Consider the following 23,140-nt stretch of genomic DNA (forward strand, 5'->3'; position numbering starts at 1 on the left):
TCGAGGGGGGAACTTTTTATTTCAATCTTTAAATTATGTCCACTGAGTATGGAACTTACCTTCTTTATCAATTCGTTCATAAGTATGTGCACCAAAATAATCTCTTTGTGCTTGAATTAAATTTGCAGGAAGTGTTTCTGTACGGTAACTATCAAAATAAGCTAATGCAGCAGAGAAACATGGAATTGGTACTCCAGCTTCAATTGCTACTACGCTAATTTTACGTAATGCACCTTGATAACTTTCTACGATTTCTTTGAAATATGGATCAAGCAATAAGTTAGAAAGATTAGCATCTAAATCATATGCTTCCTTAATTTTTTGTAAGAAGGCTGCTCGGATAATACATCCACCTCTGAAAATCATCGCTATATCACCATATTGTAAATCCCAGTTATACTCATCAGATGCAGCTCTTAATTGAGCAAATCCTTGAGCATATGAACAAATTTTACTCATATAAAGGGCTTTACGGACATCTTCAATCAGTTGCTTTTTATCACCATTATATGTACTAGTTGATGGACCAGATAATAATTTACTTGCTTTTACTCTTTCATCTTTCATTGCAGAAATAAAACGTGCAAATACAGACTCCGTTATAATAGAAGTAGGTACGCCTAAATCAAGCGTGCTTTGGCTTGTCCATTTTCCTGTACCTTTTTGTCCTGCTTTATCTAAAATAACGTCTACAAGTGGTTTACCAGTTTCTTCGTCTGTTTTCGTAAAGATATCGGCTGTAATTTCAATTAAATAACTATCAAGTTCACCCTTATTCCAATCACTAAACACACGGTGTAATTCTTCAGCACTTAAGCCCAGTACATTTTTTAATAAAAAGTAAGCTTCTGAGATTAATTGCATATCACCATATTCAATTCCATTATGAACCATTTTCACGTAATGACCTGCACCATCTGGGCCTATATATGTTGTACAAGGCTCATTATTCACTTTTGCAGAAATCGCTTCAAAAATTGGTTTAACTAGTTCAAATGCTTCTTTTTGTCCACCAGGCATAATTGAAGGTCCTTTTAAAGCCCCCTCTTCTCCTCCTGAAACACCTGTTCCAATAAAATGAATTCCGCTATCAGATAGCATTTTGTTTCGTCTTTGAGTGTCTTTATAGTATGTATTTCCGCCATCAATTAAAATATCACCTTGGTCAAGATGAGGTAATAACATTTCAATTGTTGAATCTGTTGGGGCACCTGCTTTTACCATTATCAAAATTTTTCTAGGTGTTTCAAGAGAATTTACAAATTCTTCAATTGAAAATGCACCAACTACATTTTTACCTTCTGCTTCTTTTAAAAATTCTTCTGTTTTTTCAACTGATCGGTTATAAACAGAAATTGAGAAACCTCTACTTTCAATATTTAAAGCTAGGTTTTTTCCCATTACTGCTAATCCAATTACGCCTATTTGTTGTTTAGCCAATTCAATTAGTCCTTTCTAATTAAAAATTTGCAAGGGTTTTCAAATTAAAAAATTGTAAAATATTTACTCTCTTTAATATATCCTCCGATTAGTTATGCTATCCTGTAAAATAGTCAAAAGACTAACCAAGCAAAATCCTTGCATACCATAAACTTAAGGTCAATAATGATATTAACATAACAAGCGCGATGAATAAATGTAAACATGATCTAGACATTAAAATTTCATAATTTGAAAAGAAGTGAGACGATGATAAAAAATTACAAGAATAATAAATGGACCCAACTTTTATTTACTTTAACCATTGCAATAATCGGTGGATTTTTATTTCAATCGATTAATCTACCAATACCTTGGCTCCTTGGACCAATGTTTTTTGTCCTTATACTTTCTAAAATAAAAGGGATTAAATTGTATTGGCCAAGTAAAATTCGAGATACAGCCATGATCATAATCGGCTACACAATTGGGCTATCATTTACAGCCTCTACCTTTATTCAAATTGGTCATCAAATAACTTCTATGATTTTGATGACCTTTTTACTCATCCTTTTTACAATTACAATTTCAATCATCATTTCAAAAGTATTTAAAATACATTATCCAACTGTATTGCTAGGTAGCATTCCTGGTGGCCTTAGCCAAATGATTGCTCTAGCAGAAGAAATTAAAGATATTGACTTTACAATTGTCACTTTCTTACAAATTTCCAGGCTAATGATGATTATTTTTATGGTCCCATTATTAATTTTCAGTCCTTTTTTTAATGTACATAAAAGTTCAATTTCAGAAGCCATTCAACACACTTCAGCTAGCTGGCATGGCTTATATCCAAACATCATAATTTTTGCTATTTTTTGTACATTACTTGGAATATTAGGGAAGAAAATAAATTTTCCAACAGCATTACTTTTAGGACCAATGATTGCTACCATTATCCTTAATTTATCTGGACTCCATGGACCTGCATTACCATCTGTTATTCTAGATTGCTCTCAGCTGATGATGGGAAGTTATATTGGCTTATTATTAAAACCAGAAAACTTAAATAACAAATTAAAGATCATTTTCGTTTCAATCTTAAGTGGTATCATTTTATTAACATTTTCACTTTTATCTAGTCTATTTTTAACACATATTCACACCATTGATCTAATCAGTGCCTTACTAAGCTTAGCTCCCGGTGGAATGGATCAAATGGCATTAATTGCGAAAGAAGTAGATGCAGATATAACTGTCATCATGTGTTATCAACTATTCAGAACATTATTCATATTTATCGTAGTACCCTATTTACTAAGATATATTTTTAGGGCAAAAATCCAAGAAAGTAACTTAAAACGAATAAGTAACGAATAAAAAAAAGCAAGGAATATAAACGTTCCTTGCTTTTTACTCTTCATAAATCATTTTTCTAGTCATTCCACCATCAATTATGATATTTTGACCATTTATAAAGTTATTTTCTGGATCAGCTAGATAAATACAAGCTTTCGCTATATCCTCAGGCTTGCCTACTCGATTTGACCAATGTTGAGTATGATCAGTTTCTTTTAATTGTTCATTTTCGTCAACTTGTATCCATCCAGGGCTAATGCAGTTTACTGTTATACCATTTGGCTGAAGCGTTGCAGCTAATGAATGGGTAATTGATACAATTCCACCTTTTGATGCTGCATAAGCTTCTGAATTTGGCTCTGACATGATCGCTCTTGTTGATGCCATATTTATGATTCTCGCACCATTATTCATCACTTTTGCAGCTTCTCTAGATGAAATAAAAACGCTCCTTAAATTTGTATTTATTACTTTATCCCATTCATTTGTTGATAAACTCAAAAATGGCATAAAAGCTGAAATTCCTGCATTATTAATTAAAATATCAAGCTTACCAACTTGATCAATAACTGTGCCAATTAGATTGATAATGTCCCCTTCTATACTAACATCCGTCTTAAAGAATATTGCTCTCCCACCGTTTTCTTCAATTCTCTTTACAACTCTATTACCATTTATCTCATCAACATCCGCTATAAAAACAATTGCTCCTAATCTTCCAAATGCAATTGCAATACCCTCTCCAATTCCATTTGCACCACCTGTGATAATAATTGATTTCCCTTTAAATTTTTCCTTCAATTTTCATACCTCTTTTTAAAATTAGTCTATTATTATTATTTCCACCCTTTACAAAAAAAGCCGTCAAATGACATGACGGCTATTAGTATGATTTAATTCGAACTAAGTTATCTCAACATTGAGGTTGATTATTACTTAATCCAATTTTCTTTAATAAATAAATCAACATATCTTTTTCAACTGAATTTAACCTAGAAAATAAGCTATGAATCATTTCACTATGAGCTGGAAAGATACAACTAATTACTCTTCTCCCCTCGTCAGTCAAAGCTGCAAAAATAACTCGTCGATCTGTTGGACAATGAATGCGTTTAATATATCCCCTTGACTCTAATTTATCTAATACATACGTCATGTTTCCACTGGAGATTAAGATTCTTTTTCCAATTTGTTGAATTGGCTGATCTCCTTTATGATAAAGCAATTCTAGCACTGCAAATTCAGTTAAATTCAAACCAAAACATTTGATATTATTAAAAGAAGCATCAGTCAAAAAACGATTTGCTTTACAAATTTCAGAAAATAATTGGAGCGAATTAGTTGAAATTTCATTTTCATCCATTTCATATCAACCCCTTTCGATTATCTTGAATTAAAGATAATTTTAAAGTATTTATCGAAAGTAGTCAATTTCCTAGTACAGACTATTTTAATTGAAAAATGACAATTGGTTTACATAATAATATTATTTGATTCACTTTCGAATCTCTTATTGAAGTATGTATTCTGAACCTGTTTTTTAGGAACTAATTTTCTCATTTTTGCTGGTCTCCTTCCTCATGAACCTCTTTTGAGGAACTATATCTCCCATTTTTGCTGGTTTCCTTCCTTATGAACCTCCTCCAAATAACGATCTTATTTAGACTATATTGAAAAGGAAAATTGTGGGTATCCTAACTGTAAGCATCAAATGCATTAGACCACTTAAAATGGTCCTTTAGTAAGCGAGACATTTATATTTAGGACGTGAGATTATGTCAGAGACAGATATGTCAAAATATGAGAAGAAAATTGTAGTTCGAAATATTCGTATGGAAGATATTAGTGAAATTATGAGTTTATCAAATCGTTGTTTTCCTGGGATGGAAGGATGGAAACGGGAACAATTAGAAAGTCATATTCGCATTTTTCCTGAAGGTCAGTTTTGTGTTGAGTATGAGGATAAAATTATTGGTTCTTGTTCAAGTTTAATGGTTGACTTTGACGAATATGATGACCAGCACACTTGGAACGTCATAACTGATAATGGTTATATTACAAATCATGATCCGAATGGATTTAATTTATATGGAATTGAAGTAATGGTTGATCCTGAATACCGTCGTATGAAAATTGGCCATCGTCTTTACGAAGCGAGAAAAGAGCTGGCTCGTCAATTAAATCTTCAAAGCATTATTATTGGTGGTCGTATTCCAAATTATCATAAATATAGAGATGAAATGACACCAAGAGAATATGTAGCTGCAGTAGAAAAACACAGTATTTATGATCCTGTTTTATCATTTCAATTAATGGAAGGTTTTACAATTAAACGGATTAATACGCGTTATCTTCCGGATGATAAAGCATCAGATTCATTTGCCACTTTGATGGAATGGAGTAATATTGATTATCTTCCAAAATCTAAGCGGGTTTATCGCGCATCATTCCCAGTTCGAATTTGCGCAATACAATACATGATGAAAAAAATTGAATCATTCTCTGATTTTACGAAACAGATCGAGTATTATGTTGACGTCGCCGCTGACTTCGGTTCGGATTTTGCTGTTTTCCCAGAGTTATTTACAACACAATTGATGTCTTTTCTAGAAGAAAAACGTCCCGATCAAGCTGTTCGTAGGCTTGCAACTTATACTGAGCAATACATTGAACTTTTTACAGAACTTGCTGTACGTTACAATGTCAATATAATTGGGGGCTCTCATTTCGTCGAGGAAGAAGGTAATATCTACAATGTTGCTTATTTATTTAGACGGGATGGTACGATTGAAAAGCAATTAAAAATTCACGCAACTCCTAATGAGAGAAAATGGTGGGGAATATCAGAAGGAAATGAAATCCATGTGTTTGATACAGACTGTGGAAAAATCGCAATTCAAATCTGTTACGATATCGAGTTTCCGGAACTTGCTCGAATTGCAGTTGATCAAGGAGCAAATATAATTTTCGTTCCATTTTGTACAGACGATCGCCAAGGTTATCTTCGTGTTCGTTATTGCGCTCAAGCAAGAGCAATCGAGAACCAAGTATATACTTGTATCGCAGGAACAGTTGGTAACTTAACACATGTAGAGAACATGGACATTCAATATGCTCAATCCGGTATTTTCTCCCCTTCTGATTTTGGCTTCGCAAGAGATGGCATTGTTGGAGAATGTGATGCCAATGTTGATACGGTCGTAGTAGGAGATGTTGACCTTGAAAAATTAAGACGTTCACGAAATACAGGCTCAGTCCGTCAATTACGCGATCGCCGTCGTGATTTGTATCGAATTGAATTTAAGAATTTAAAGTTAGAATAAAGATCTTGATTAATAAAAAATGATATTAAAAATTAAGCTCAGCCTAATATAGTATGCTGAGCTTATTTTATTATGTAAATTCCTTTTTATTTAGGCACAAGTTTTACTATATTCTACCAATACTATTAGACTCTTATCGTATTCTACTTTATTGTCTAATGGATTAAACAAATCAAACGATTACCCTTTGATCTATATAGAAATAATAATTTGACATATTTAGACACAAACGGAAACATCTACTATTCTAAAAAAATGTTAAACTGAGTAATTTTTACTAAATATCTTTAAAAAGCACAAATTTATGTACGGTTCCGTTTTTTTATGATATGTTTACATTATAATTTGATTATTCAGAAATAATTACAAATTTAAATTATCTGTCGAATTTTTATTTCTAATGAAATCTTTTAGCTATAAGGAGTGAAAGTTTTGGAATTTAATGATGTATTACATGGACACAGATCAATTCGAGAATATGAGGATAAGGAAATAAGCCAAGAGCTGTTAGATCAAATATTAGATGCAGGTATTCGTGCGTCATCAAGTGGCAATATGCAATCTTACTCGATTATTGTCACAAAAGATAAGGAAATTAGAAAGAAATTATATTCTGCACATATGGAGCAATCAATGGTAATTGATGCACCTATTCTTTTAACTTTTTGTGTGGACTTTAATCGAATGAGAAAATGGCTTTCGCTTAATGATGCACCGGTACATTTTGATAATTTCATGAGCTTTATGATTGGTGCCATTGATGCAACATTGGCATCTCAAAATTGTGCATTAGCAGCTGAAAATGCTGGTCTTGGTCTATGTTATATGGGCTCTACACTTGCAAATTGCGATCAAATTGGAGAAATTCTTAACTTACCGCCAAATGTCGTACCAGTTGTCGGCTATTCATTAGGCTATCCAAAAGAAAATCCCCCATTACGTGACCGACTTCCAAGAAAAGGTCTAGTTCATTATGAACAATATAATGATTATTCGGATGAAGATATTCTTGAAATTTATAAAGAAAGAAATGAAAAAGGCTGGCAACGTTATATGGACGTTCCAAAGCTTAAAGAAATGACAGAACAGCTAGGATTAAAGAATTTAGCTCAAATTTATACAATCGCAAAATATACACAAGAATCTCACCATGAGTATTCTCAAACAGTTTTAAACTATTTAGAGAAACAAAATTTTATGAACAATAAATGATCATTAAGTGTAAAAAAGTCGATTTCCAATTGTGGAATTGACTTTTTTATATTTTCATTAGTTTATAGATTAATCGTTATTCTTCTCATTTATAAAGATATACATATAAACTGATCTCCTCTTGCTTTATGTTATAATTCTTAAATTCTGTTTCCTTTATAAAAAATTCAAAATTTTCTTTTGTATAAGCACCTTTTTTCAAGAATGTTTTAAATGCAAATTTTACAAAATACTTATCAAACCCCTTCATTCCAGTTTTTCTAATTTCACTTTCAATATCTTTGGCAGTTGCATTAAAATTCATGTCAATGATCAGTGTTGTTCCTCCTGGTTTTAAAACCCTATACATTTCTTTAAGTGCTTTTACTGGATCCATAAAGTTCTTAAATGCAGCACTGCAAACAATAAAATCAAATGTGTTATCATCACAAGGTAGATTTGATGCATTTCCTTCTATAAAATCTACTAAAACATTTGCTTGTTTTGCATTATTTTTTTCGATGATAACGAAATCTGGACTTAACTCTACCCCTGTAACAACAAAACCCATTTTTGCAAGTTCAATAGATAGATATCCTGGTCCGGGAGCTACTTCTAAAATCTTTGCACCATCATGAACTAAAGATTTAATTTCAGTTGCATATTCTTGCATTTGTTTCAAACGGCTTTTTCGTGAATTTTTGTCATACCATTTTGCAGTATATCCATAAATACCAACATCTTTTTTCTTGCGCATATTTTTCATCATCATATCCACCCTATCTCTTTTTTATCTTCTCGCTCATTGTTCACATGCCTTATTATTTAAATTTTTATGAATTAACTTGTCGGTTATTTGTTTGACCTTTAATGTAGTTTATATTTCTAGTACAATAAGAGAACAAAACGTCTAACAATGTTAGTTACCTAACACCGTTAGATTAACATCTAACACTGTTAGAGTCAATGACAATTATTAAATTTTTGGAGAGATTTTATGGCGATAACGAAAGAAGCAATTGTAAAAGCATCCCTCGATATTTTGAATCGTGACGGAATAAGTAATTTATCAATGCGCACATTGGCAAAAGAGCTTGAGATCAAAGCGGCATCTTTATATTGGCATATTAAAGATAAACAGGCATTATATGATTTAATTGCTGAGCAGTTAAATAATGAAATTGTCCTACCTGAAGAATTAGATGATCCCAAGGAAGCTTTAACAGCTCTAGCATTTGAAGTGCGTAGAGTTTTATTAAAAACACGAGATGCAGTAGAAGTTTTTGCGCAATCAATGCCAACTACACCGAGTAGATTGAAAGCAGTCAAATTTACATTAGAAAATTTGACTAAATATGGTGTCTCTGATAAGGACTGTTTAGTTGCTGGTAACCTTTTTAACAACTATGTCTTATCATTTGTAGCAGATGAACATCGTGCAAAGCAGTTCTCATTCACTCCAGAAGAAATAACGGCATTCACATCATTTTTTGGTGAACAGTATCAGTATAATTTTGATTTTGAAGAACAATTTCTATATGGATTAAGAGTAATATTTGCCGGATTACATACTGAATAAAAAAAGTCACATCTTATTTTCGATGTGACTTTTTGGTGTATTATTTAGAAATTACATAAAAATTTAATATTAACTTTCCTTGAAAAAAGATAGATTACATTAAATCGTACAAATCTTTCCCAGACAGATGAATTCCTCTTTAATCAAAACGTACTGTATCAAAACCATCCAAAATGTCTTCTAATTCAGTTAAAAAATTTAATTGGACTGGATCTGGAATTTGCTGCATCCACTTTTTAACTTCAGGTAACTCTTGGGCTTCTTCTATATTTGTTGGTTTTGGATCAAGTGTTTCCCACCATTTCTTCATCTCATCAATAAATTCATAAAAGTAGCGTTCGAATCTTTCTGCCCATTCTGCACCTTCATCATCAGTTGTTTTTTGCATCATACTCCAAGCTTCTATTGCTGTTTCAAAGTATTCATCGATCTTTTTCATGTTATTTTCCTTTCTTGTTAAGTACTACTTACTCTTTATACTAGCTCTAATTTTAAACGGTAATTTAAAATCTCGGTCGATCATTATTATGAGTCTGTCTTGTAATTTCTTCATGCAATTTTTGGCTTTCCGTTTTATCTGGTGCTTTTGTTCCAAATTTTTTTTGCATAAAGAAACCAAATGTAATGCTGACAACTATAAATCCCCAAAATAAATAGCCAAATAGTGTCAATTCAATCACTCCTATCTTCAATTAATAGGCAAAATAAAAATCGACTAGTCGTCGATCTTGGTGTATTATACGTAGCTGCTATCTTGATTATTTTATAACCTATGAATTAATTCATTCAAACCTGGTATTAAGATCATTATGATTGAGCAAGAAATTAAAAGTTTTGTGACTAGTTTAGTTAATTTCTTCCTTCCTTTTCCATTATACCATCCACTGAATTGAAATTTATTTCGATATATGACAAATAGTAATACGAGTATACCAAAATAACACCACCATCCAGTATGAGTAAGATTCACGCCAATTGTATTATATATTTCTGATACTATTGTTGATAAAAAACCACCGAGTAATCCAAAGATCAATATAATTCTAATCACTTCTAGTATTAGTCCGAGTGAAACAGTTAATGCCTTCATTAAGGTCTCCTATCTTCTTATTTTTATTTGTTCCTATATATTACTATTCGATATACGGTATTCTCACCCTTTTTTAATTTTACAAACTTGATAAAAAGATACTATGTAAGGTTTAAGCATAAAGTAAAAATAGTTAGAAAATACTATTGAAAGGTTTTAATGTTCAGGGGGGATACTTTGTTTAGTCAGATTGTAAAATCTATACCGAATTTACTTACAATTGGTAATTTAGTTTGTGGTGTTCTATCGATTACGCTTAATATGAGTGGATTAATCATGTTATCCTCAATTTTAATTTTCATCGCTGCAATTTTTGACCTGTTTGACGGTAGGGTTGCAAGGAAACTAAAAGTGAATAGTGAATTTGGTGTAGAGCTAGATTCTTTAGCAGATATTGTTAGTTTCGGCGTTGCCCCTGCTCTCTTATTTCATTCCATTTCGGCACCATCATTCTTAACCTCACTAGCATTTATCCTTTTTCCTACGATGGGGGCATTAAGATTAGCAAAATTTAGTGCTAAACCTACAATAGGTTATTTTAAAGGTTTGCCTATTCCTGCTGCTGGTTTACCGTTAGCTGGTATGGGAATGTTTTTTTATAGTAATGCATGGATTACTTTAATCCTTGCTTTCTTAATGGTTAGTCCAATTCGATTTAAAAAACTTTAACAATACCAATGTAAAATGCTATTACCTTTTGTAGAGGAGATAGCATTTTTAATTATTATTGAAATACTTTTGACGCATAATATTACTTGTTATTAAATGAGTTGATTGCATTTTTTAATGTGTAGAGTTTTGCTGTGAAAATATAAAGTTCATTATAATTATTTTCAACATATTCATCAATAATGCTTATTCCTTTTATAAAATTCTCGATTAATAAATATGTATATTTTCCATCCCATGCGAATCGATTAATTCTGAATAATTCATCTGCTAATACTTGGAATCTAAATTCTTCTATTAATAGTTTTATTTGATAGATTTTGTCTTTATTTTTTGTTGATGTGTAATTACTATTTTCATAACTATTATGTACTAATTTTACAAATTCATTTATATCTTCAGCCAACATATTCGCTTTTTGCATCTCAAATTTCATATCTCCATCCCCTATAGTGTTAAAAATATACATCACTAGAGTGTATGTTTTTATTTTAAATCATATCACAAACTATCCAATTAATCTTGTTTCATACCATATCCTAAAATAAAATAAGAGATACCCATTCATCAAAGAACGGCATCTCTAACTTATCAAACAATATAAGTAATTGATATTAACCTTATTTAATATAAGTTAATCCAATTCGATTATTAAAAATTTGATTTCGATTTTTGAAAACAAATGATCCATTTACATAATCGATTACTAGTTGGTCTTCGTATACATCTTCAAAATTTTTATTAACCATAAATTCAAATTGGTCTCCAATGATCATTTTTTCATTAGGACCACATTCTCTTTTATTAATAACTTTTATCTCATAAATGTTATTAACAACATCACAGCTTCCACGGTCAAATTCTAATTGAAGTATTTTATTTTTGTCTACTGCGCCAAGTATTTCTTTGGCTGCATCTGTTATTTTAAAATCCATATTAAAAGTCTCCTAATTTAGATTAAGCGTTTAAAAATTTCACACATACTGCTTCAGGCACTTGTACGTCTGAATGAATCACTGTTAATTTACCAGTCGTTTTGTTTCTTGCATATAAAACTAGATTCCCTGACATTTCATTTGAACCAATTAAATAGTTTTCAGATGGATCTAAAACGAAATCCCTTGGCCAATTACCTTCACTTGAAGTGATTTCCACTAATTCAAGTTTACCAGTATCTTGATTTACACTAAATACTGCGATACTGTTATGGCCACGATTTCCGGCATATACGAATTGACCGTCTTTTGAAATATGAATAGCGCTACCTTGATTGTTTTCAGTAAAGTCGCTAGGGATTGTGGAAATATATTGTAATTCTGTAAAGCTTCCATCTTCATTCAATTGTAGCGCAATTACTTCTGAACTAAGCTCAGTCATTATATATGCAAACTTTCCATTAGGATGGAATGAGATATGACGTGGCCCACTTCCAGGTTTTACAGTTAAACTGCTTACTTCAATTAATGAATTGTTTTCAATTTTATAAGTTATTAATTTATCAATTCCTAAATCTACTGCTACTACATATTTTTCATTCAGTGTATAACCAGAAAAATGGGCATGAGGTTTTTCTTGGCGTTCTTTATTCGGACCTGTTCCTTCATGTTGCATAGTTGATTTAACATCACTTGCAAAACCATTTTCTTGATTAATCTTGTACAATTCAATTGTACCTTTATGATAATTTGCAGTAACAATATTTTGTTTACTTGAATCAACGCTAATATGACAAGGTGAAGCGCCTTCATTAAGTTGTTCATTTAATTTTTTCAGTTCTCCACTGTTTTCATCGATCGAATAAACAGCAATTCCACCTAGGTTTCCTTCTTTTGCAACAGCATATAGATTCTTATTGTCTTCACTAATTGTTAAATAAGTTGGATTCCCTAGCTCAGCAACCGGTTTTACATCTGTAATTCTCTCTTTTTCTGTATCAAGCGTAAATTGATAAATACCTCTACTTTCACTTTTAGTATATGTACCTACATAACCAACAAATTTCTGATTCGAATTCATTACTATTTCCTCCTCTATTCCTTGTTTTTATGTAAATACCCCCATTTCATTGCTACAAAATGAGTTTCAATGAAGATGGGGGTTTTATACTGATTAGATATAAAATTTCTTACAAATTATAGTGAAGTTTTTGCCCAGTCAGCAGCAAATTTTTCAATACCTTGATCAGTTAATGGGTGTTTAGATAATTGTTCAATAACACTGTAAGGAATTGTTGCGATATGAGCACCAGCTAATGCTACACGAGTAACATGGTCTGGATGACGAACTGACGCAGCAATGATTTGAGTGTCCATATTATGAACTCGGAATAATTCAGCAATTTTAGCAACTAATAATACGCCGTCTTCAGAAATATCATCTAAACGACCTAAGAATGGAGATACATAAGTAGCGCCTGCTCTAGCAGCTAATAATGCTTGGTTAACAGTAAAGATTAATGTTACGTTCGTTTTAACACCTTTTTTCGTTAAGTAGCGGCATGCTTCTAAACCAGCAAGTGTCATAGGTAATTTAATTGTAATATTTTTATCTCCACCGTTTATTTTAATAAGCTCGTCAGCTTCTGCGATCATTTCTTCAGCAGTTACAGCATTTGGCGTTACCTCAGCAGATACTGATTCTACTTCAGGAACTAATTTTAAAATTTCTTCGATACGGTCTTCGAATTTAACTCCTTCTTTTGCTACTAAAGATGGGTTTGTTGTTACTCCAGATAATACGCCCATTTTATAAGCTTTTTGGATGTCGTCTACATTAGCTGTGTCAATAAAAAATTTCATTTTTAATTTCCTCCAATTTTTAGGTATATTTCCTATTTTATACTTTATTTATTTCTTTTCAACTGCATGTCCACCAAATTCATTACGAAGAGCCGCAACAACTTTACCAGTGAACGTATCGTTATCTAAAGAACGGTAGCGCATTAATAATGACATTGCAATAACTGGTGTAGCAGCTTGTAAGTCTAGAGCTGTTTCAATTGTCCATTTTCCTTCACCAGAAGAATGCATTACCCCTCTAATCTCATCAAGTTTAGCATCTTTAGAGAATGCATTTTCAGTTAATTCCATTAACCAAGAACGAATAACAGATCCATTATTCCATACTTTCGCAACTTTTTCATAATCATAATCGAAGTCACTTTTTTCTAATACTTCAAATCCTTCACCGATTGCAGCCATCATACCGTATTCGATTCCATTATGAACCATTTTTAGGAAATGTCCACTACCAATTTTACCAGCGTATAGGAATCCATTTTCTACTGCAGTATCTTTAAAGATTGGTTCTACGATATCCCAAGCTTCTTGGTCTCCACCAACCATGTAACAAGCACCATTACGAGCGCCTTCCATACCGCCTGAAGTACCTGCATCCATGAATCTAATGCCATGTTCTTTTAATTCATTATAGCGTCTAATAGACTCTTTATAGTGTGAGTTTCCTGCTTCAATAATAATATCCCCTTCTGTTAAGAATGGTTTAACATCATTAATAACAGAATCTACAACACCGTGTGGTACCATAATCCATAGAACTCTTGGAGTATCAAGATTTTTAACTAATTCTTCTAAGCTTGAAGTACCAATCGCACCAAAGCCTTTCATTTCTTCTACTGCAGCAGTGTTTAAATCAAATGCTACTACTTCGTGATTATGATCCATTAAATTTTGACCTAAGTTTAGTCCCATTTTTCCTAATCCAATTAATCCAACTTTCATTACGTTATCCTCCCATAATATCTACTGTAATATTAATGTTTTTCTCTAACTAAAAATTTTTATGATAAAAAAATAATTAAAATATGATATGATCAAGAATTTAATAAAGATTTACTTACATTTACTACATTCGTAGTCGTAAAACCAAATAATTCCATTACTTCATTACCTGTTCCAGATGCTCCAAAAGTCTCAATTGAGATTTTTTTACCTTTGAAACCAACATAGCGTTCCCATCCAAGTGAAATCCCCATTTCAATTGAAACACGGTTTAATACATGTGATGGTAAAACAGACTCTTTATATTCATCTGATTGTTGATCGAATAATTCCCAACTTGGCATTGCGACTACACGAACTGATAAGTTTTCATTTTCTAACTCATTTTTACTATTTACAGCAAGTGACACTTCTGAACCTGTAGCGATTAAAATTAAGTCTGGTTGATTGTTTGTTTCTGATAAAACATATCCACCTTTTGAAAGATTATCTAATCTAGATGCTGTTTCTTCAAATACTGGTAAATTTTGACGACTTAAAACTAAAGCGATTGGTCCATTTGTATTTTGTAATGCATATGCCCAAGCATTAGCTGTTTCATTTGCGTCTGATGGACGAATAACTGTTAAGCCAGGGATTGCACGTAAAGCAGCTAAATGTTCTACTGGCTCATGTGTAGGACCGTCTTCACCAACTGCAATTGAGTCATGTGTGAATACATATGTTACTGGTAATTTTTGTAATGCAGCTAATCGAATTGATGGACGTAAATAATCATTAAATACGAAGAATGTACTTACAAAAGGCTTTACTCCACCATGTAATGCCATACCATTTGCTGCAGCACCCATAGCATGCTCACGTACTCCAAAATAAATATTACGTCCAGCAAATGATTCGACAGCAAATTTACTTTCATCTTTAATATCAGTCATTGTTGAATGAGATAAATCTGCGCTTCCACCGAAAATTTCAGGAACTGATTTAATGTAGTGATTAATTGCCTCTCCACTAGCTACACGTGTTGAAATTGTTTTATTCTCTTCAAAAGTTAATAAATCTTTTGTTTCGATTAAAACTTCTCCTTTTATTGCTTTTTCAAGCTGAGCTGCTAATTCTGGGTAAGCTTCTTTGTATGCATTAAATAATTGATTCCACTCAGCTTCTTTTTCACTACCTTTTTCTTGTATTTCTTTGAAATGTAATTTAACTTCTTCTGGTACAAAGAAATCTTCTTCGTAGTTCCAAGCATATGCTTTTTTTGTTTCTTTTGCTTCTTCAAGACCTAATGGATTACCATGGGCTTTATTTGTACCAGCCACTTTTGGACTACCGTATCCAATAATTGTTCTAACCTCAATAATTGTTGGTTGGTCTGTATTTTGTTTAGCTAATTCGATTGCTTTTGAAATTTCTACATGATCATTTCCGTCTTCTACTCTTAAATATTGCCAGTTAAATGATTCGGCTCTCTTTTTCATATCTTCTGAATAAGAAAGATTTAATGTTCCATCTAATGAAATATCATTTGAATCATATAATACAACTAACTTTCCAAGTTTCATATGGCCAGCAAGTGACATCGCTTCGTATGCTACACCTTCCATTAAATCGCCATCACCAACTAATGCATAAGTAAAGTGATCAATAATAGAAAGATTATCTTTGTTAAACTTCCCTGCTAAATGAGCTTCAGCCATCGCCATACCAACTGCAGTCGCAATACCTTGTCCTAATGGACCAGTCGTAGCTTCAACACCATCAGTATGTCCAAATTCAGGATGGCCAGGTGTTTTACTATTTAGTTTACGGAAATCTTTAAGGTCTTCAATTGAAACATCGTAACCTGCAAGATGTAATAAACTATATAACATACTTGAACCATGACCAGCAGATAAAACAAAACGGTCACGGTCAAACCATTTTGAACTTTTTGGATTATGCTTTAAATGCTCAGCCCATAATGCATAGGCCATTGGTGCAGCACCCATTGGTAATCCTGGATGACCAGAATTAGCTTGATTGATCGCATCAATTGAAAGTGTACGGATTGTATTAATTGATAATGTAGAAATTGAACTCATAATTTAAATACTCCTTTTTAGATCTGTTTTGTTGTTTTCATTTTCTTGTACAAAATCTGTATCTAACCACCATTTGAAACCATCTTCTGCTAATAATTGATCAGCAGCTTCTGGACCAAATGAACCGGATTTATAAGTATGAAGTGGTACTAAATTTTCTTCAAATGCTTCTAAAATTGGTTGAACCCATTGCCATGACAATTCTACTTCATTCCAATGAGCAAAAAATTTCGAATCGCCACGTAACGCATCATAAACTAATAATTCATACGCTTCTGGACGTTCTTCTTTATTCGCAAAATACTCAGCTTGTACTGGTTCTATGTTACCTTCTACGTTTTTGCTATTTAAATAGAAAGAAACTCTTTCATTAGGATTAATTTCAATAACCAGTAAATTTGGACCATTATTTGTTCTGTTCTTTTTAGAAAGGTTTTGAATCGGACTTTTGAATTCAAATACGATTCGAGTCGATTTTTCTTTCATTCTTTTACCTGTACGGATATAGAATGGAATTCCCTTCCAAAAGTCGTTTTCGATTAATACTCTAGCAGCTACATAAGTATCATTTTGTGATGAAAACTCAATTCCTGGTTCTTGTCTATATGCAACTACTTTTTTACCATTTTGTTCACCAGAACCATATTGACCTCGAACTACATGAGAAACAACATCTTCTTTTGAAAGTGGTCGAAGTGACTCAAGAACTTTTTTCTTCTCTGCTCTAACATCACTTGCAGAATTTTGGTTCGTTAAATGCATAGCAGACATCATTAACATTTGTAACATATGATTTTGGAACATATCTCGAATTGCTCCAGATTTATCATAGTAACCTGCTCGTTCCTCAACACCAACTGTTTCACTTGCAGTAATTTGAACATTTGCAATATATTGATTGTTCCATAATGCTTGTAAAACTGGATTAGCAAACTCTAAGGCTTCTAAATTTTGAACCATTGGTTTGCCTAAGTAATGATCAATTCGGAAGATTTCTTCTTCTTTAAATGACTTACTTAATTTTTCATTTAAATCTCTAGCAGATTTCAAGTCACGCCCAAAAGGTTTTTCGATAATTAGACGCTTCCAACCTTTTGTCGTACCTAGTCCACTTTCTTTAATATTTGCTGCAATAATTTCAAAAAATTCCGGTGCAACTGATAAATAAAATAATCTGTTTTCAGGTATCTGTAATTCCTGTTCTCTTTCTTTGACTAAATTTAATAAATCAACGAATCCTTCTTTGTTCGTGATATCTAGCTGTTGATAACGAATTGAATCTAGAAATTCTTGGACCATTTTTTGATCTTCTAAAGAACGTCTTGAAAAAGTAATTAGTGATTGCATTACTTGATTCTGAAATTCGTCACTTGAAAAATCTTTCCTACCAATTCCAATAATTGAAAAAGACTCGGGCATCTTTTGATCAATATATAAATTATATAAAGCAGGGAAAATTTTTCGTTTTGCTAAATCGCCTGTGGCTCCGAACAAAACAAATGACATAGAATCCATTAACTAAACCTCACCTTCGTCGAACCTTTAATAGTAGATAATAAAAAATATATTTTCAAACGATCCTTAATTTATATTTAGAGCTAATGTTAGTTCAAATAGTTCATTCCAATCATTCATTCGGAAAATATTTTTTACACAAACTTATAATACATGAAAAAATTTTTTATTTCCATTAAAATGCTTATATTTCTAGTTATAGGATTTTTTTATTTCATTTAAAGAAAATTCACTGATTGGCAAGGGTTTAGGTACTTGCACTTCTACTAATGTATTAAAAATGCAAAAAAACCTTAATTAACTTTTTTAAGTTAATTAAGGTTTTAATTAGAAAGTATTATTTGAATATTATGCAAAAATCAATCTTGCACTAGTCAGTACTAATCCAATTATAAATCCACAAACAGCTCCATTCACACGAATCCAAGTAATATCTTTACCAATTTTATTTTCCAATAAATCAGTAATTTCTTCTGTAGATAATTTTTCAATATTAAATCTCACTAAATCACCAATCTTATGGTGGTATTTTTCAATCGTGTTAATTAATAATTTCTTAAAACTTAGCTCAACTTGATCAATCCAATTAGAGTTTTTAATAAAATGGATTATTTGTTGGATCGTATTCAAGATAAAATCTTTATCGTTTATTTTATTTCTGAATAATTTTATTGCTTGTTCGACTACATATTCATAGCCCTTATTTTTCCATTCATCTAATTGGCGAATAATATTTTCATTTGATTTATTTTTCTCGGCTTCCATACGAATAAAAGACAAAATAAAATTCCGTCGATCACTATTAGGGTCTTTTAGCTCTGATAATAAATCTACTAATCCACTATGTATAAATTCAGTTATTTTTTCTTCACCAATCATAGGTAGAAAAGCTTTAATCATAAAAAACTTCCGCTCAATAAACTGAATTACTTCTTTACCAATTAATTCTTTGATATGCGGTATATTTATAGTTTCTTCAATTTTATTAATTAAAAATTCATAGGTTAATGCATCCCATTCTTTTTCAATGACTGTGTCTACAGCATTGCTTAATAACTTTTGAGAACTGATCGATGTTACGGCTGGTTTAAATGTATTATGTAAAGTTTTTTCAATCGTTTCATCAGGAATTGATGCTCCAAATTGTTGAATTGATTGAATGATTTTAGTTCTAGACTCATCATTTTCTAGCATCTGTTCAAAAGCAGCAATTCCTTGATGAATCCAGTCCCTTTCTTCAACTTTTTCAATTAAGCTCTCTTTACTTAACCATTGATTATTCAGTGTATTTAAAATTCCGTCGGTAATCTTTGCTCTATTTTTTGGTAATAACGCAGTATGTGGTATTGGTATACCTAGTGGGTGACGAAACATTGCAGTTACAGCAAACCAATCCGCAAGACCACCGACTAATGCAGCCTCAAAACCACCAGAAAGTATTTGCAATAGTTTAGATTGAAACGGCACTGTAGCAGCAAACCCACAAGATGCCACTATTAACGAAATATTGGCTAGCCGTTTTGAATTCTTTTCTTTCATTTACTAAAAGCCTCCTGTTTCTATTTGAAAATAGTATATCATTCCTTTAATTTTTTCTAAAATCAATTCTAATTTATTTCAAATTTATATTGTTTTTTTAACTTACTAACAAGAAAAAGACTGTTTTTACAGTCCCCGTGTATTCTGTAATTCTATCTAATTTTGTAGCAATTGTATTCCCGCTGATTTCATTAAAAATTCAATTGAAAATGATGACATGATATATTTAGATTATTTTTTAGATAAAACCGATGGGCATCGTAGCGATGTACCCCTGAATCTAGATGGAATTGTTCACAATTATTTTGTTTTGCTTCATCGATTAACCAGTTCCACAAAGTTTGAGCATATCCTTTTTTACGGTGATTCTCACTTGTGATTAAATCGTCAACATATAAATATTTTCCCCATGCTAATGATTCAGTCATTCGATAACCAGCAACGGCTGTAACTTCTTCATTTTCGATCACAGCCACAAGATGATAATTATTTGTGTTGATTAATCTGTTAATCGTCTGAACAAACTCATCTTCTCGTAAATGTGGACGTAATTGACTGACTGTTTGAAACGTTTTCAAAATATCTGAACTATTTTTCATTCTTCTTACATCTGCCATCTTTTTTCTCTCCAATCAGAAATAACATTCTACAATAAAAATACCATAGTTTTTATTGTAGAATGTTAGCAATTTTTACGGTTCGAAACCTTTTTGACTAATAAAAAGCTGATCTTCTGAAAAATAGTTTTTAAAGCGTTCATAAACTCGTTGATAAGCTTCAGGTCCATACCATTCCTTTAGATTAAGCTGGGCATATTTTTTTTCAATACCTAAGCGACCGGTTCGTTTACCTCCGCTTCCGTCACCCATGAAAAAATCATCAATACAAACTCTATTGACAATTTCTAATAATTTTTTCGGAAAATCCTCACTACTAGGCAAAATAGGTGCAATTGTAGCTTGAGTTGGAATTCCTGCTATTACAAGTTCTTCTATAGTTTTGAGACGTGCATTAACAGAAGGTGCATTTGGTGAGAAAGACTTTCTTATCTCATCCAAGTCTGTTTCAATCGTCATACTGACTCGTACTTTCTCCTTAAATTGCTTTAAAAGATCAATGTCTCTTTTTACAAGTGGACTTCGAGTTTGAACAAATAAAAAATCCGGTTGATTTTGCAGCATGACTTCTAATAAACTTCTAGTCAATCTCTCTTTGAATTCAATCGGTTGATACGGATCTGTACTAGAAGACATAAAAATAGTAACTTTATCTTTCTTTTTTGCCTTTTTCAATTCTTTCTCTAGCAAAATAGGCGCACTTTGTTTAATGTCAACCCAACTACCCCATTCTTGTTTTCGAAAAAGTGAAACAGGCATTTGCCTCACATAACAATATGAACAGGCAAATGAGCAACCGGTATAAGGATTTAAAGAGTGAGTATATCCTGATAGATAACCTGTCCCTTTATTTAGAATGGTTTTTGGATTTTTATAAACTATTTCATTTTTCATCCAACTACCTCCTAATGATCATCTTAAGTTTCTAGTTTCAATTTTTAATAGGCTTTTTTTCATTTCTAAACCACCACGATAGCCAGTTAATGATCCATTCTTTCCAATTACTCGATGACAAGGAATGATGATCAATAGTGGATTTGCACCAATTGCCCTCGCAACTGCACGAACAGATTTTGGCTTATTTAAGTAAATCGCAATGTCGGAATAATGTTTCGTTTCTCCATAATCAATCGAACAGAGCGCACTCCAAACTGATTTTTGAAAATCTGTGCCACGAAAATCAAGTCTACTATTAAATGTAATCCGCTCACCCTCTAAAAATTCGATGATCTCTTTTTTATAAGTTTCTAATTTTGTCTCATCCTTTTCCATTATCATTTTTGGAAAGTATTTATCCTTAAATAATCGTAATTCTTGAATGGTTCCGTTATGTGAACCTACAAAACATAGCCCTTTTATAGTTGCAGCAATATGAATCTTCCATCCTTTATGTTCGATTAAAGTCCAATATAAATTTTCAGTTGAATGCAATCTAAATTCCCCTTTGCTTCATTTTCTTATTTAAACTTTATTATAGACTTAATGAAGAAAAATGGAGTGTTATTAGAATGAAAGAGCAAGAATTTGAAAAAAAACTATCATATGAACAACATATAAGGAAAAGTGTACTGCCAATTAGATTCAAGTTGCCTTTTTTTCATTTAACAAAATAAATGAAACAGCCCCTTATCCATCTTTTTATTTCTGCTTCTCAATCATATCCATCACTAACTTTTCAGCTGCATTTTTATATAAATTACTCATATGAACAAATGAAGTAATTAAGAGTAATTGCTCTATATATTCCTTACTTTCATCATCAATCTGTTCAATTTCTTTGTTTACATTTTCACTAGATTGCAAAAGTTCTGTTTTAAACTTTTCGAGGTTGAGTTCATTTAAATGTAGGAAACTTGAATAAAGATCATCAATATTCATTTCGGTATTTTCAAGGATTCTTTGATTTAATCCATTTAAAGTTTCTTTTATATCATTAATCGAAAGTGCACCTTTTAAATGATAAATTAAACTGATTAAAATAATATGATTCTTTGTGTATTTCTTATTTTTAATTGGGAAAAGTAATTTAGCTTTTGCGTAATTATTAATCATTGTTTTTGTCATAACTTTTTCATTCGCATTCGGTTTTGCAAACTTATTATCAAATAGTTGGATTACTTGATCCATATATAAATCTAGATTAGGAATATCTTCTAATAATATTTGTTTATCTAAATCTATTTGTTCAATTAATTCATTAATCTTTTTCATTTTTCATTCCTCTTTTTTTGTAATTTACGTGTTCATTTTATCATAAAAAAATTGTTCTATAAACACTTGACTATATAATATAGTAGATGATAACTTTATATGTAGTTATCAATACTACATAACAAGGTTGGAGGAGATAAACATGGTGAACTTTATGCGTGAGCCTATTAATTCCATGACACATTTAGTCGGAGCTGTATTATCATTATTTGGGTTACTAGCGATGGTTTTTAAGTCTACTTTTTCTGGTGGAAGTATTTTACAAACATCCGCGGTTATTGCATTCGGTGTAAGTATGATTCTTCTTTATTTGGCTTCAACAACTTATCATATGGCAATAGCGAGTGATAAAATAATCGCTTTTTTAAGACGAGTAGACCATTCAATGATCTTTGTCTTAATCGCAGGTACATACACGCCTTTTTGTATCATTAGTCTTAAAGGTACATTAGGATGGATTATCTTTTCGATCGTATCTTTCATTGCATTTTGTGGTGTTTTGTTTAAGTTAATTTGGTTTAACTGTCCTAGATGGTTATCAACCGCCCTTTATATCGCTTTAGGATGGGTCATTATACTTGCTTCTGCACCTTTATCTGATGCGATTAGTATGAAAGGTATGTTCGCTCTAATATTAGGTGGAATTTTTTACACGGTTGGAGGAGTAATTTATGGAATAAAGCCAAAATTTTTATCTTTTAAAAATTGGGGATTCCATGAAATTTTTCATATTTTTATTATGTTAGGAACACTTTGTCATTTCATATGCGTATATAATTATGTCATCTAAAAACCAAAAACCAT

At 31.8% G+C, this 23,140-nt stretch carries 25 protein-coding genes; 6 read left to right on the forward strand and 19 right to left on the reverse strand.

Annotation, left to right across the window (positions count from 1 at the left end; genetic code table 11):
• Window positions 1-33: 33 nt before the first annotated feature.
• Complete coding sequence (gnd, locus tag ACSBO6_RS11115; protein ID WP_098846035.1) at window positions 34-1,440, reverse strand: NADP-dependent phosphogluconate dehydrogenase; 1,407 nt, start codon at window positions 1,438-1,440, stop codon at window positions 34-36.
• Between the two features lie 249 nt (window positions 1,441-1,689).
• Between gnd (ACSBO6_RS11115) and ACSBO6_RS11120 the strand changes: the two genes are divergently transcribed.
• Window positions 1,690-2,799, forward strand: a complete 1,110-nt coding sequence (locus tag ACSBO6_RS11120) for an AbrB family transcriptional regulator (protein WP_098846036.1) — start codon at window positions 1,690-1,692, stop codon at window positions 2,797-2,799.
• 33 nt (window positions 2,800-2,832) lie between these two features.
• Here ACSBO6_RS11120 and ACSBO6_RS11125 read toward each other — a convergent pair whose 3' ends face one another.
• Together ACSBO6_RS11125 and ACSBO6_RS11130 are read right to left on the reverse strand one after the other, a co-directional pair.
• Window positions 2,833-3,579 (reverse strand): SDR family NAD(P)-dependent oxidoreductase, encoded by a 747-nt coding sequence (locus ACSBO6_RS11125; protein ID WP_498843361.1) that lies wholly within the window; start codon window positions 3,577-3,579, stop codon window positions 2,833-2,835.
• Window positions 3,580-3,691: 112 nt separating this feature from the next.
• The gene (locus ACSBO6_RS11130; RefSeq protein WP_142339211.1) at window positions 3,692-4,141 is read right to left on the reverse strand and encodes a MarR family winged helix-turn-helix transcriptional regulator; all 450 of its coding nucleotides are present in this window, start codon (window positions 4,139-4,141) and stop codon (window positions 3,692-3,694) included.
• Window positions 4,142-4,553: 412 nt separating this feature from the next.
• Between ACSBO6_RS11130 and ACSBO6_RS11135 the strand changes: the two genes are divergently transcribed.
• Together ACSBO6_RS11135 and ACSBO6_RS11140 are read left to right on the forward strand one after the other, a co-directional pair.
• A complete protein-coding gene (locus ACSBO6_RS11135) occupies window positions 4,554-6,101 on the forward strand; it encodes a bifunctional GNAT family N-acetyltransferase/carbon-nitrogen hydrolase family protein (RefSeq protein WP_098846038.1) in 1,548 nt (515 codons plus the stop codon).
• A 432-nt stretch (window positions 6,102-6,533) separates the two neighbouring features.
• Window positions 6,534-7,313 carry a nitroreductase family protein gene (locus ACSBO6_RS11140; protein WP_098846039.1) on the forward strand — a complete coding sequence of 260 codons (780 nt, stop codon included), beginning with the start codon at window positions 6,534-6,536 and terminating at the stop codon, window positions 7,311-7,313.
• 85 nt (window positions 7,314-7,398) lie between these two features.
• Here the strand turns inward: ACSBO6_RS11140 and ACSBO6_RS11145 are convergent, their stop codons facing one another.
• Window positions 7,399-8,058: a class I SAM-dependent methyltransferase gene (locus ACSBO6_RS11145; RefSeq protein WP_498843362.1), complete on the reverse strand. Its 660-nt coding sequence runs from the start codon at window positions 8,056-8,058 to the stop codon at window positions 7,399-7,401.
• A gap of 231 nt (window positions 8,059-8,289) precedes the next feature.
• On the opposite strand from ACSBO6_RS11145, the gene ACSBO6_RS11150 reads away from it, so the two are divergent.
• The gene (locus ACSBO6_RS11150) at window positions 8,290-8,871 is read left to right on the forward strand and encodes a TetR/AcrR family transcriptional regulator C-terminal domain-containing protein (protein ID WP_498843363.1); all 582 of its coding nucleotides are present in this window, start codon (window positions 8,290-8,292) and stop codon (window positions 8,869-8,871) included.
• A gap of 139 nt (window positions 8,872-9,010) precedes the next feature.
• Here ACSBO6_RS11150 and ACSBO6_RS11155 read toward each other — a convergent pair whose 3' ends face one another.
• The 3 genes from ACSBO6_RS11155 to ACSBO6_RS11165 form a co-directional block, all read right to left on the reverse strand.
• Entirely contained in the window at window positions 9,011-9,310 is a 300-nt protein-coding gene (locus ACSBO6_RS11155) for a hypothetical protein (protein ID WP_498843364.1), read from the reverse strand.
• Window positions 9,311-9,374: 64 nt separating this feature from the next.
• Entirely contained in the window at window positions 9,375-9,542 is a 168-nt protein-coding gene (locus ACSBO6_RS11160) for a hypothetical protein (protein WP_180232921.1), read from the reverse strand.
• A gap of 92 nt (window positions 9,543-9,634) precedes the next feature.
• The gene (locus ACSBO6_RS11165) at window positions 9,635-9,961 is read right to left on the reverse strand and encodes a hypothetical protein (protein WP_098846042.1); all 327 of its coding nucleotides are present in this window, start codon (window positions 9,959-9,961) and stop codon (window positions 9,635-9,637) included.
• Window positions 9,962-10,138: 177 nt separating this feature from the next.
• Here ACSBO6_RS11165 and pssA point away from each other — a divergent pair, with 177 nt between their 5' ends.
• Window positions 10,139-10,630, forward strand: a complete 492-nt coding sequence (pssA, locus tag ACSBO6_RS11170; RefSeq protein ID WP_098846043.1) for a CDP-diacylglycerol--serine O-phosphatidyltransferase — start codon at window positions 10,139-10,141, stop codon at window positions 10,628-10,630.
• 82 nt (window positions 10,631-10,712) lie between these two features.
• Here the strand turns inward: pssA and ACSBO6_RS11175 are convergent, their stop codons facing one another.
• From ACSBO6_RS11175 to ACSBO6_RS11230, 12 genes are all read right to left on the reverse strand, one after another.
• On the reverse strand, window positions 10,713-11,066 hold the full coding sequence (locus ACSBO6_RS11175; protein ID WP_098846044.1) for a hypothetical protein: 354 nt from the start codon (window positions 11,064-11,066) through the stop codon (window positions 10,713-10,715).
• A 184-nt stretch (window positions 11,067-11,250) separates the two neighbouring features.
• Window positions 11,251-11,565: an iron-sulfur cluster biosynthesis family protein gene (locus ACSBO6_RS11180; RefSeq protein ID WP_098846045.1), complete on the reverse strand. Its 315-nt coding sequence runs from the start codon at window positions 11,563-11,565 to the stop codon at window positions 11,251-11,253.
• Window positions 11,566-11,587: 22 nt separating this feature from the next.
• Entirely contained in the window at window positions 11,588-12,646 is a 1,059-nt protein-coding gene (locus ACSBO6_RS11185; RefSeq protein WP_498843365.1) for a lactonase family protein, read from the reverse strand.
• Between the two features lie 116 nt (window positions 12,647-12,762).
• Entirely contained in the window at window positions 12,763-13,428 is a 666-nt protein-coding gene (gene fsa / locus ACSBO6_RS11190; protein ID WP_098846047.1) for a fructose-6-phosphate aldolase, read from the reverse strand.
• 48 nt (window positions 13,429-13,476) lie between these two features.
• Window positions 13,477-14,370: a phosphogluconate dehydrogenase (NAD(+)-dependent, decarboxylating) gene (gene gnd / locus ACSBO6_RS11195; protein WP_098846048.1), complete on the reverse strand. Its 894-nt coding sequence runs from the start codon at window positions 14,368-14,370 to the stop codon at window positions 13,477-13,479.
• Between the two features lie 92 nt (window positions 14,371-14,462).
• A complete protein-coding gene (tkt, locus tag ACSBO6_RS11200; protein WP_498844672.1) occupies window positions 14,463-16,457 on the reverse strand; it encodes a transketolase in 1,995 nt (664 codons plus the stop codon).
• Window positions 16,458-17,969, reverse strand: coding sequence for a glucose-6-phosphate dehydrogenase (gene zwf / locus ACSBO6_RS11205; RefSeq protein WP_098846050.1), 1,512 nt, complete (start codon window positions 17,967-17,969; stop codon window positions 16,458-16,460). It abuts the gene before it with no gap.
• A 348-nt stretch (window positions 17,970-18,317) separates the two neighbouring features.
• A complete protein-coding gene (locus ACSBO6_RS11210) occupies window positions 18,318-19,508 on the reverse strand; it encodes a DUF445 domain-containing protein (protein WP_098846051.1) in 1,191 nt (396 codons plus the stop codon).
• Between the two features lie 191 nt (window positions 19,509-19,699).
• Window positions 19,700-20,125, reverse strand: a complete 426-nt coding sequence (locus tag ACSBO6_RS11215; protein ID WP_098846052.1) for a GNAT family N-acetyltransferase — start codon at window positions 20,123-20,125, stop codon at window positions 19,700-19,702.
• 75 nt (window positions 20,126-20,200) lie between these two features.
• Window positions 20,201-21,019 carry an SPL family radical SAM protein gene (locus ACSBO6_RS11220; RefSeq protein WP_498843366.1) on the reverse strand — a complete coding sequence of 273 codons (819 nt, stop codon included), beginning with the start codon at window positions 21,017-21,019 and terminating at the stop codon, window positions 20,201-20,203.
• An 18-nt stretch (window positions 21,020-21,037) separates the two neighbouring features.
• On the reverse strand, window positions 21,038-21,556 hold the full coding sequence (locus tag ACSBO6_RS11225) for a methylated-DNA--[protein]-cysteine S-methyltransferase (protein ID WP_098846054.1): 519 nt from the start codon (window positions 21,554-21,556) through the stop codon (window positions 21,038-21,040).
• Window positions 21,557-21,763: 207 nt separating this feature from the next.
• Complete coding sequence (locus ACSBO6_RS11230) at window positions 21,764-22,336, reverse strand: DUF1836 domain-containing protein (protein ID WP_098846055.1); 573 nt, start codon at window positions 22,334-22,336, stop codon at window positions 21,764-21,766.
• 142 nt (window positions 22,337-22,478) lie between these two features.
• Between ACSBO6_RS11230 and trhA the strand changes: the two genes are divergently transcribed.
• Entirely contained in the window at window positions 22,479-23,126 is a 648-nt protein-coding gene (gene trhA, locus ACSBO6_RS11235) for a PAQR family membrane homeostasis protein TrhA (RefSeq protein ID WP_098846056.1), read from the forward strand.
• Window positions 23,127-23,140: the final 14 nt, after the last annotated feature.

This window comes from Bacillus sp. AL-1R, assembly GCF_052180195.1.
Taxonomy (GTDB): domain Bacteria; phylum Bacillota; class Bacilli; order Bacillales; family Bacillaceae_G; genus Gottfriedia.

Bases quoted from the DNA above. Each gene is read 5' to 3' on its own strand.
- ACSBO6_RS11185 (WP_498843365.1), bottom strand. From the start codon at position 12,646: ATGAATTCGAATCAGAAATTTGTTGGTTATGTAGGTACATATACTAAA.
- ACSBO6_RS11155 (WP_498843364.1), bottom strand. From the start codon at position 9,310: ATGAAAAAGATCGATGAATACTTTGAAACAGCAATAGAAGCTTGGAGT.
- ACSBO6_RS11165 (WP_098846042.1), bottom strand. From the start codon at position 9,961: ATGAAGGCATTAACTGTTTCACTCGGACTAATACTAGAAGTGATTAGA.
- ACSBO6_RS11220 (WP_498843366.1), bottom strand. From the start codon at position 21,019: ATGAAAAATGAAATAGTTTATAAAAATCCAAAAACCATTCTAAATAAA.
- fsa (WP_098846047.1), bottom strand. From the start codon at position 13,428: ATGAAATTTTTTATTGACACAGCTAATGTAGACGACATCCAAAAAGCT.
- ACSBO6_RS11230 (WP_098846055.1), bottom strand. From the start codon at position 22,336: ATGAAAAAGATTAATGAATTAATTGAACAAATAGATTTAGATAAACAA.
- gnd (WP_098846048.1), bottom strand. From the start codon at position 14,370: ATGAAAGTTGGATTAATTGGATTAGGAAAAATGGGACTAAACTTAGGT.
- ACSBO6_RS11210 (WP_098846051.1), bottom strand. From the start codon at position 19,508: ATGAAAGAAAAGAATTCAAAACGGCTAGCCAATATTTCGTTAATAGTG.
- ACSBO6_RS11135 (WP_098846038.1), top strand. From the start codon at position 4,554: ATGTCAGAGACAGATATGTCAAAATATGAGAAGAAAATTGTAGTTCGA.
- ACSBO6_RS11130 (WP_142339211.1), bottom strand. From the start codon at position 4,141: ATGGATGAAAATGAAATTTCAACTAATTCGCTCCAATTATTTTCTGAA.
- trhA (WP_098846056.1), top strand. From the start codon at position 22,479: ATGGTGAACTTTATGCGTGAGCCTATTAATTCCATGACACATTTAGTC.
- zwf (WP_098846050.1), bottom strand. From the start codon at position 17,969: ATGGATTCTATGTCATTTGTTTTGTTCGGAGCCACAGGCGATTTAGCA.
- ACSBO6_RS11215 (WP_098846052.1), bottom strand. From the start codon at position 20,125: ATGGCAGATGTAAGAAGAATGAAAAATAGTTCAGATATTTTGAAAACG.
- ACSBO6_RS11150 (WP_498843363.1), top strand. From the start codon at position 8,290: ATGGCGATAACGAAAGAAGCAATTGTAAAAGCATCCCTCGATATTTTG.
- ACSBO6_RS11180 (WP_098846045.1), bottom strand. From the start codon at position 11,565: ATGGATTTTAAAATAACAGATGCAGCCAAAGAAATACTTGGCGCAGTA.
- ACSBO6_RS11145 (WP_498843362.1), bottom strand. From the start codon at position 8,058: ATGAAAAATATGCGCAAGAAAAAAGATGTTGGTATTTATGGATATACT.
- ACSBO6_RS11120 (WP_098846036.1), top strand. From the start codon at position 1,690: ATGATAAAAAATTACAAGAATAATAAATGGACCCAACTTTTATTTACT.
- ACSBO6_RS11175 (WP_098846044.1), bottom strand. From the start codon at position 11,066: ATGAAATTTGAGATGCAAAAAGCGAATATGTTGGCTGAAGATATAAAT.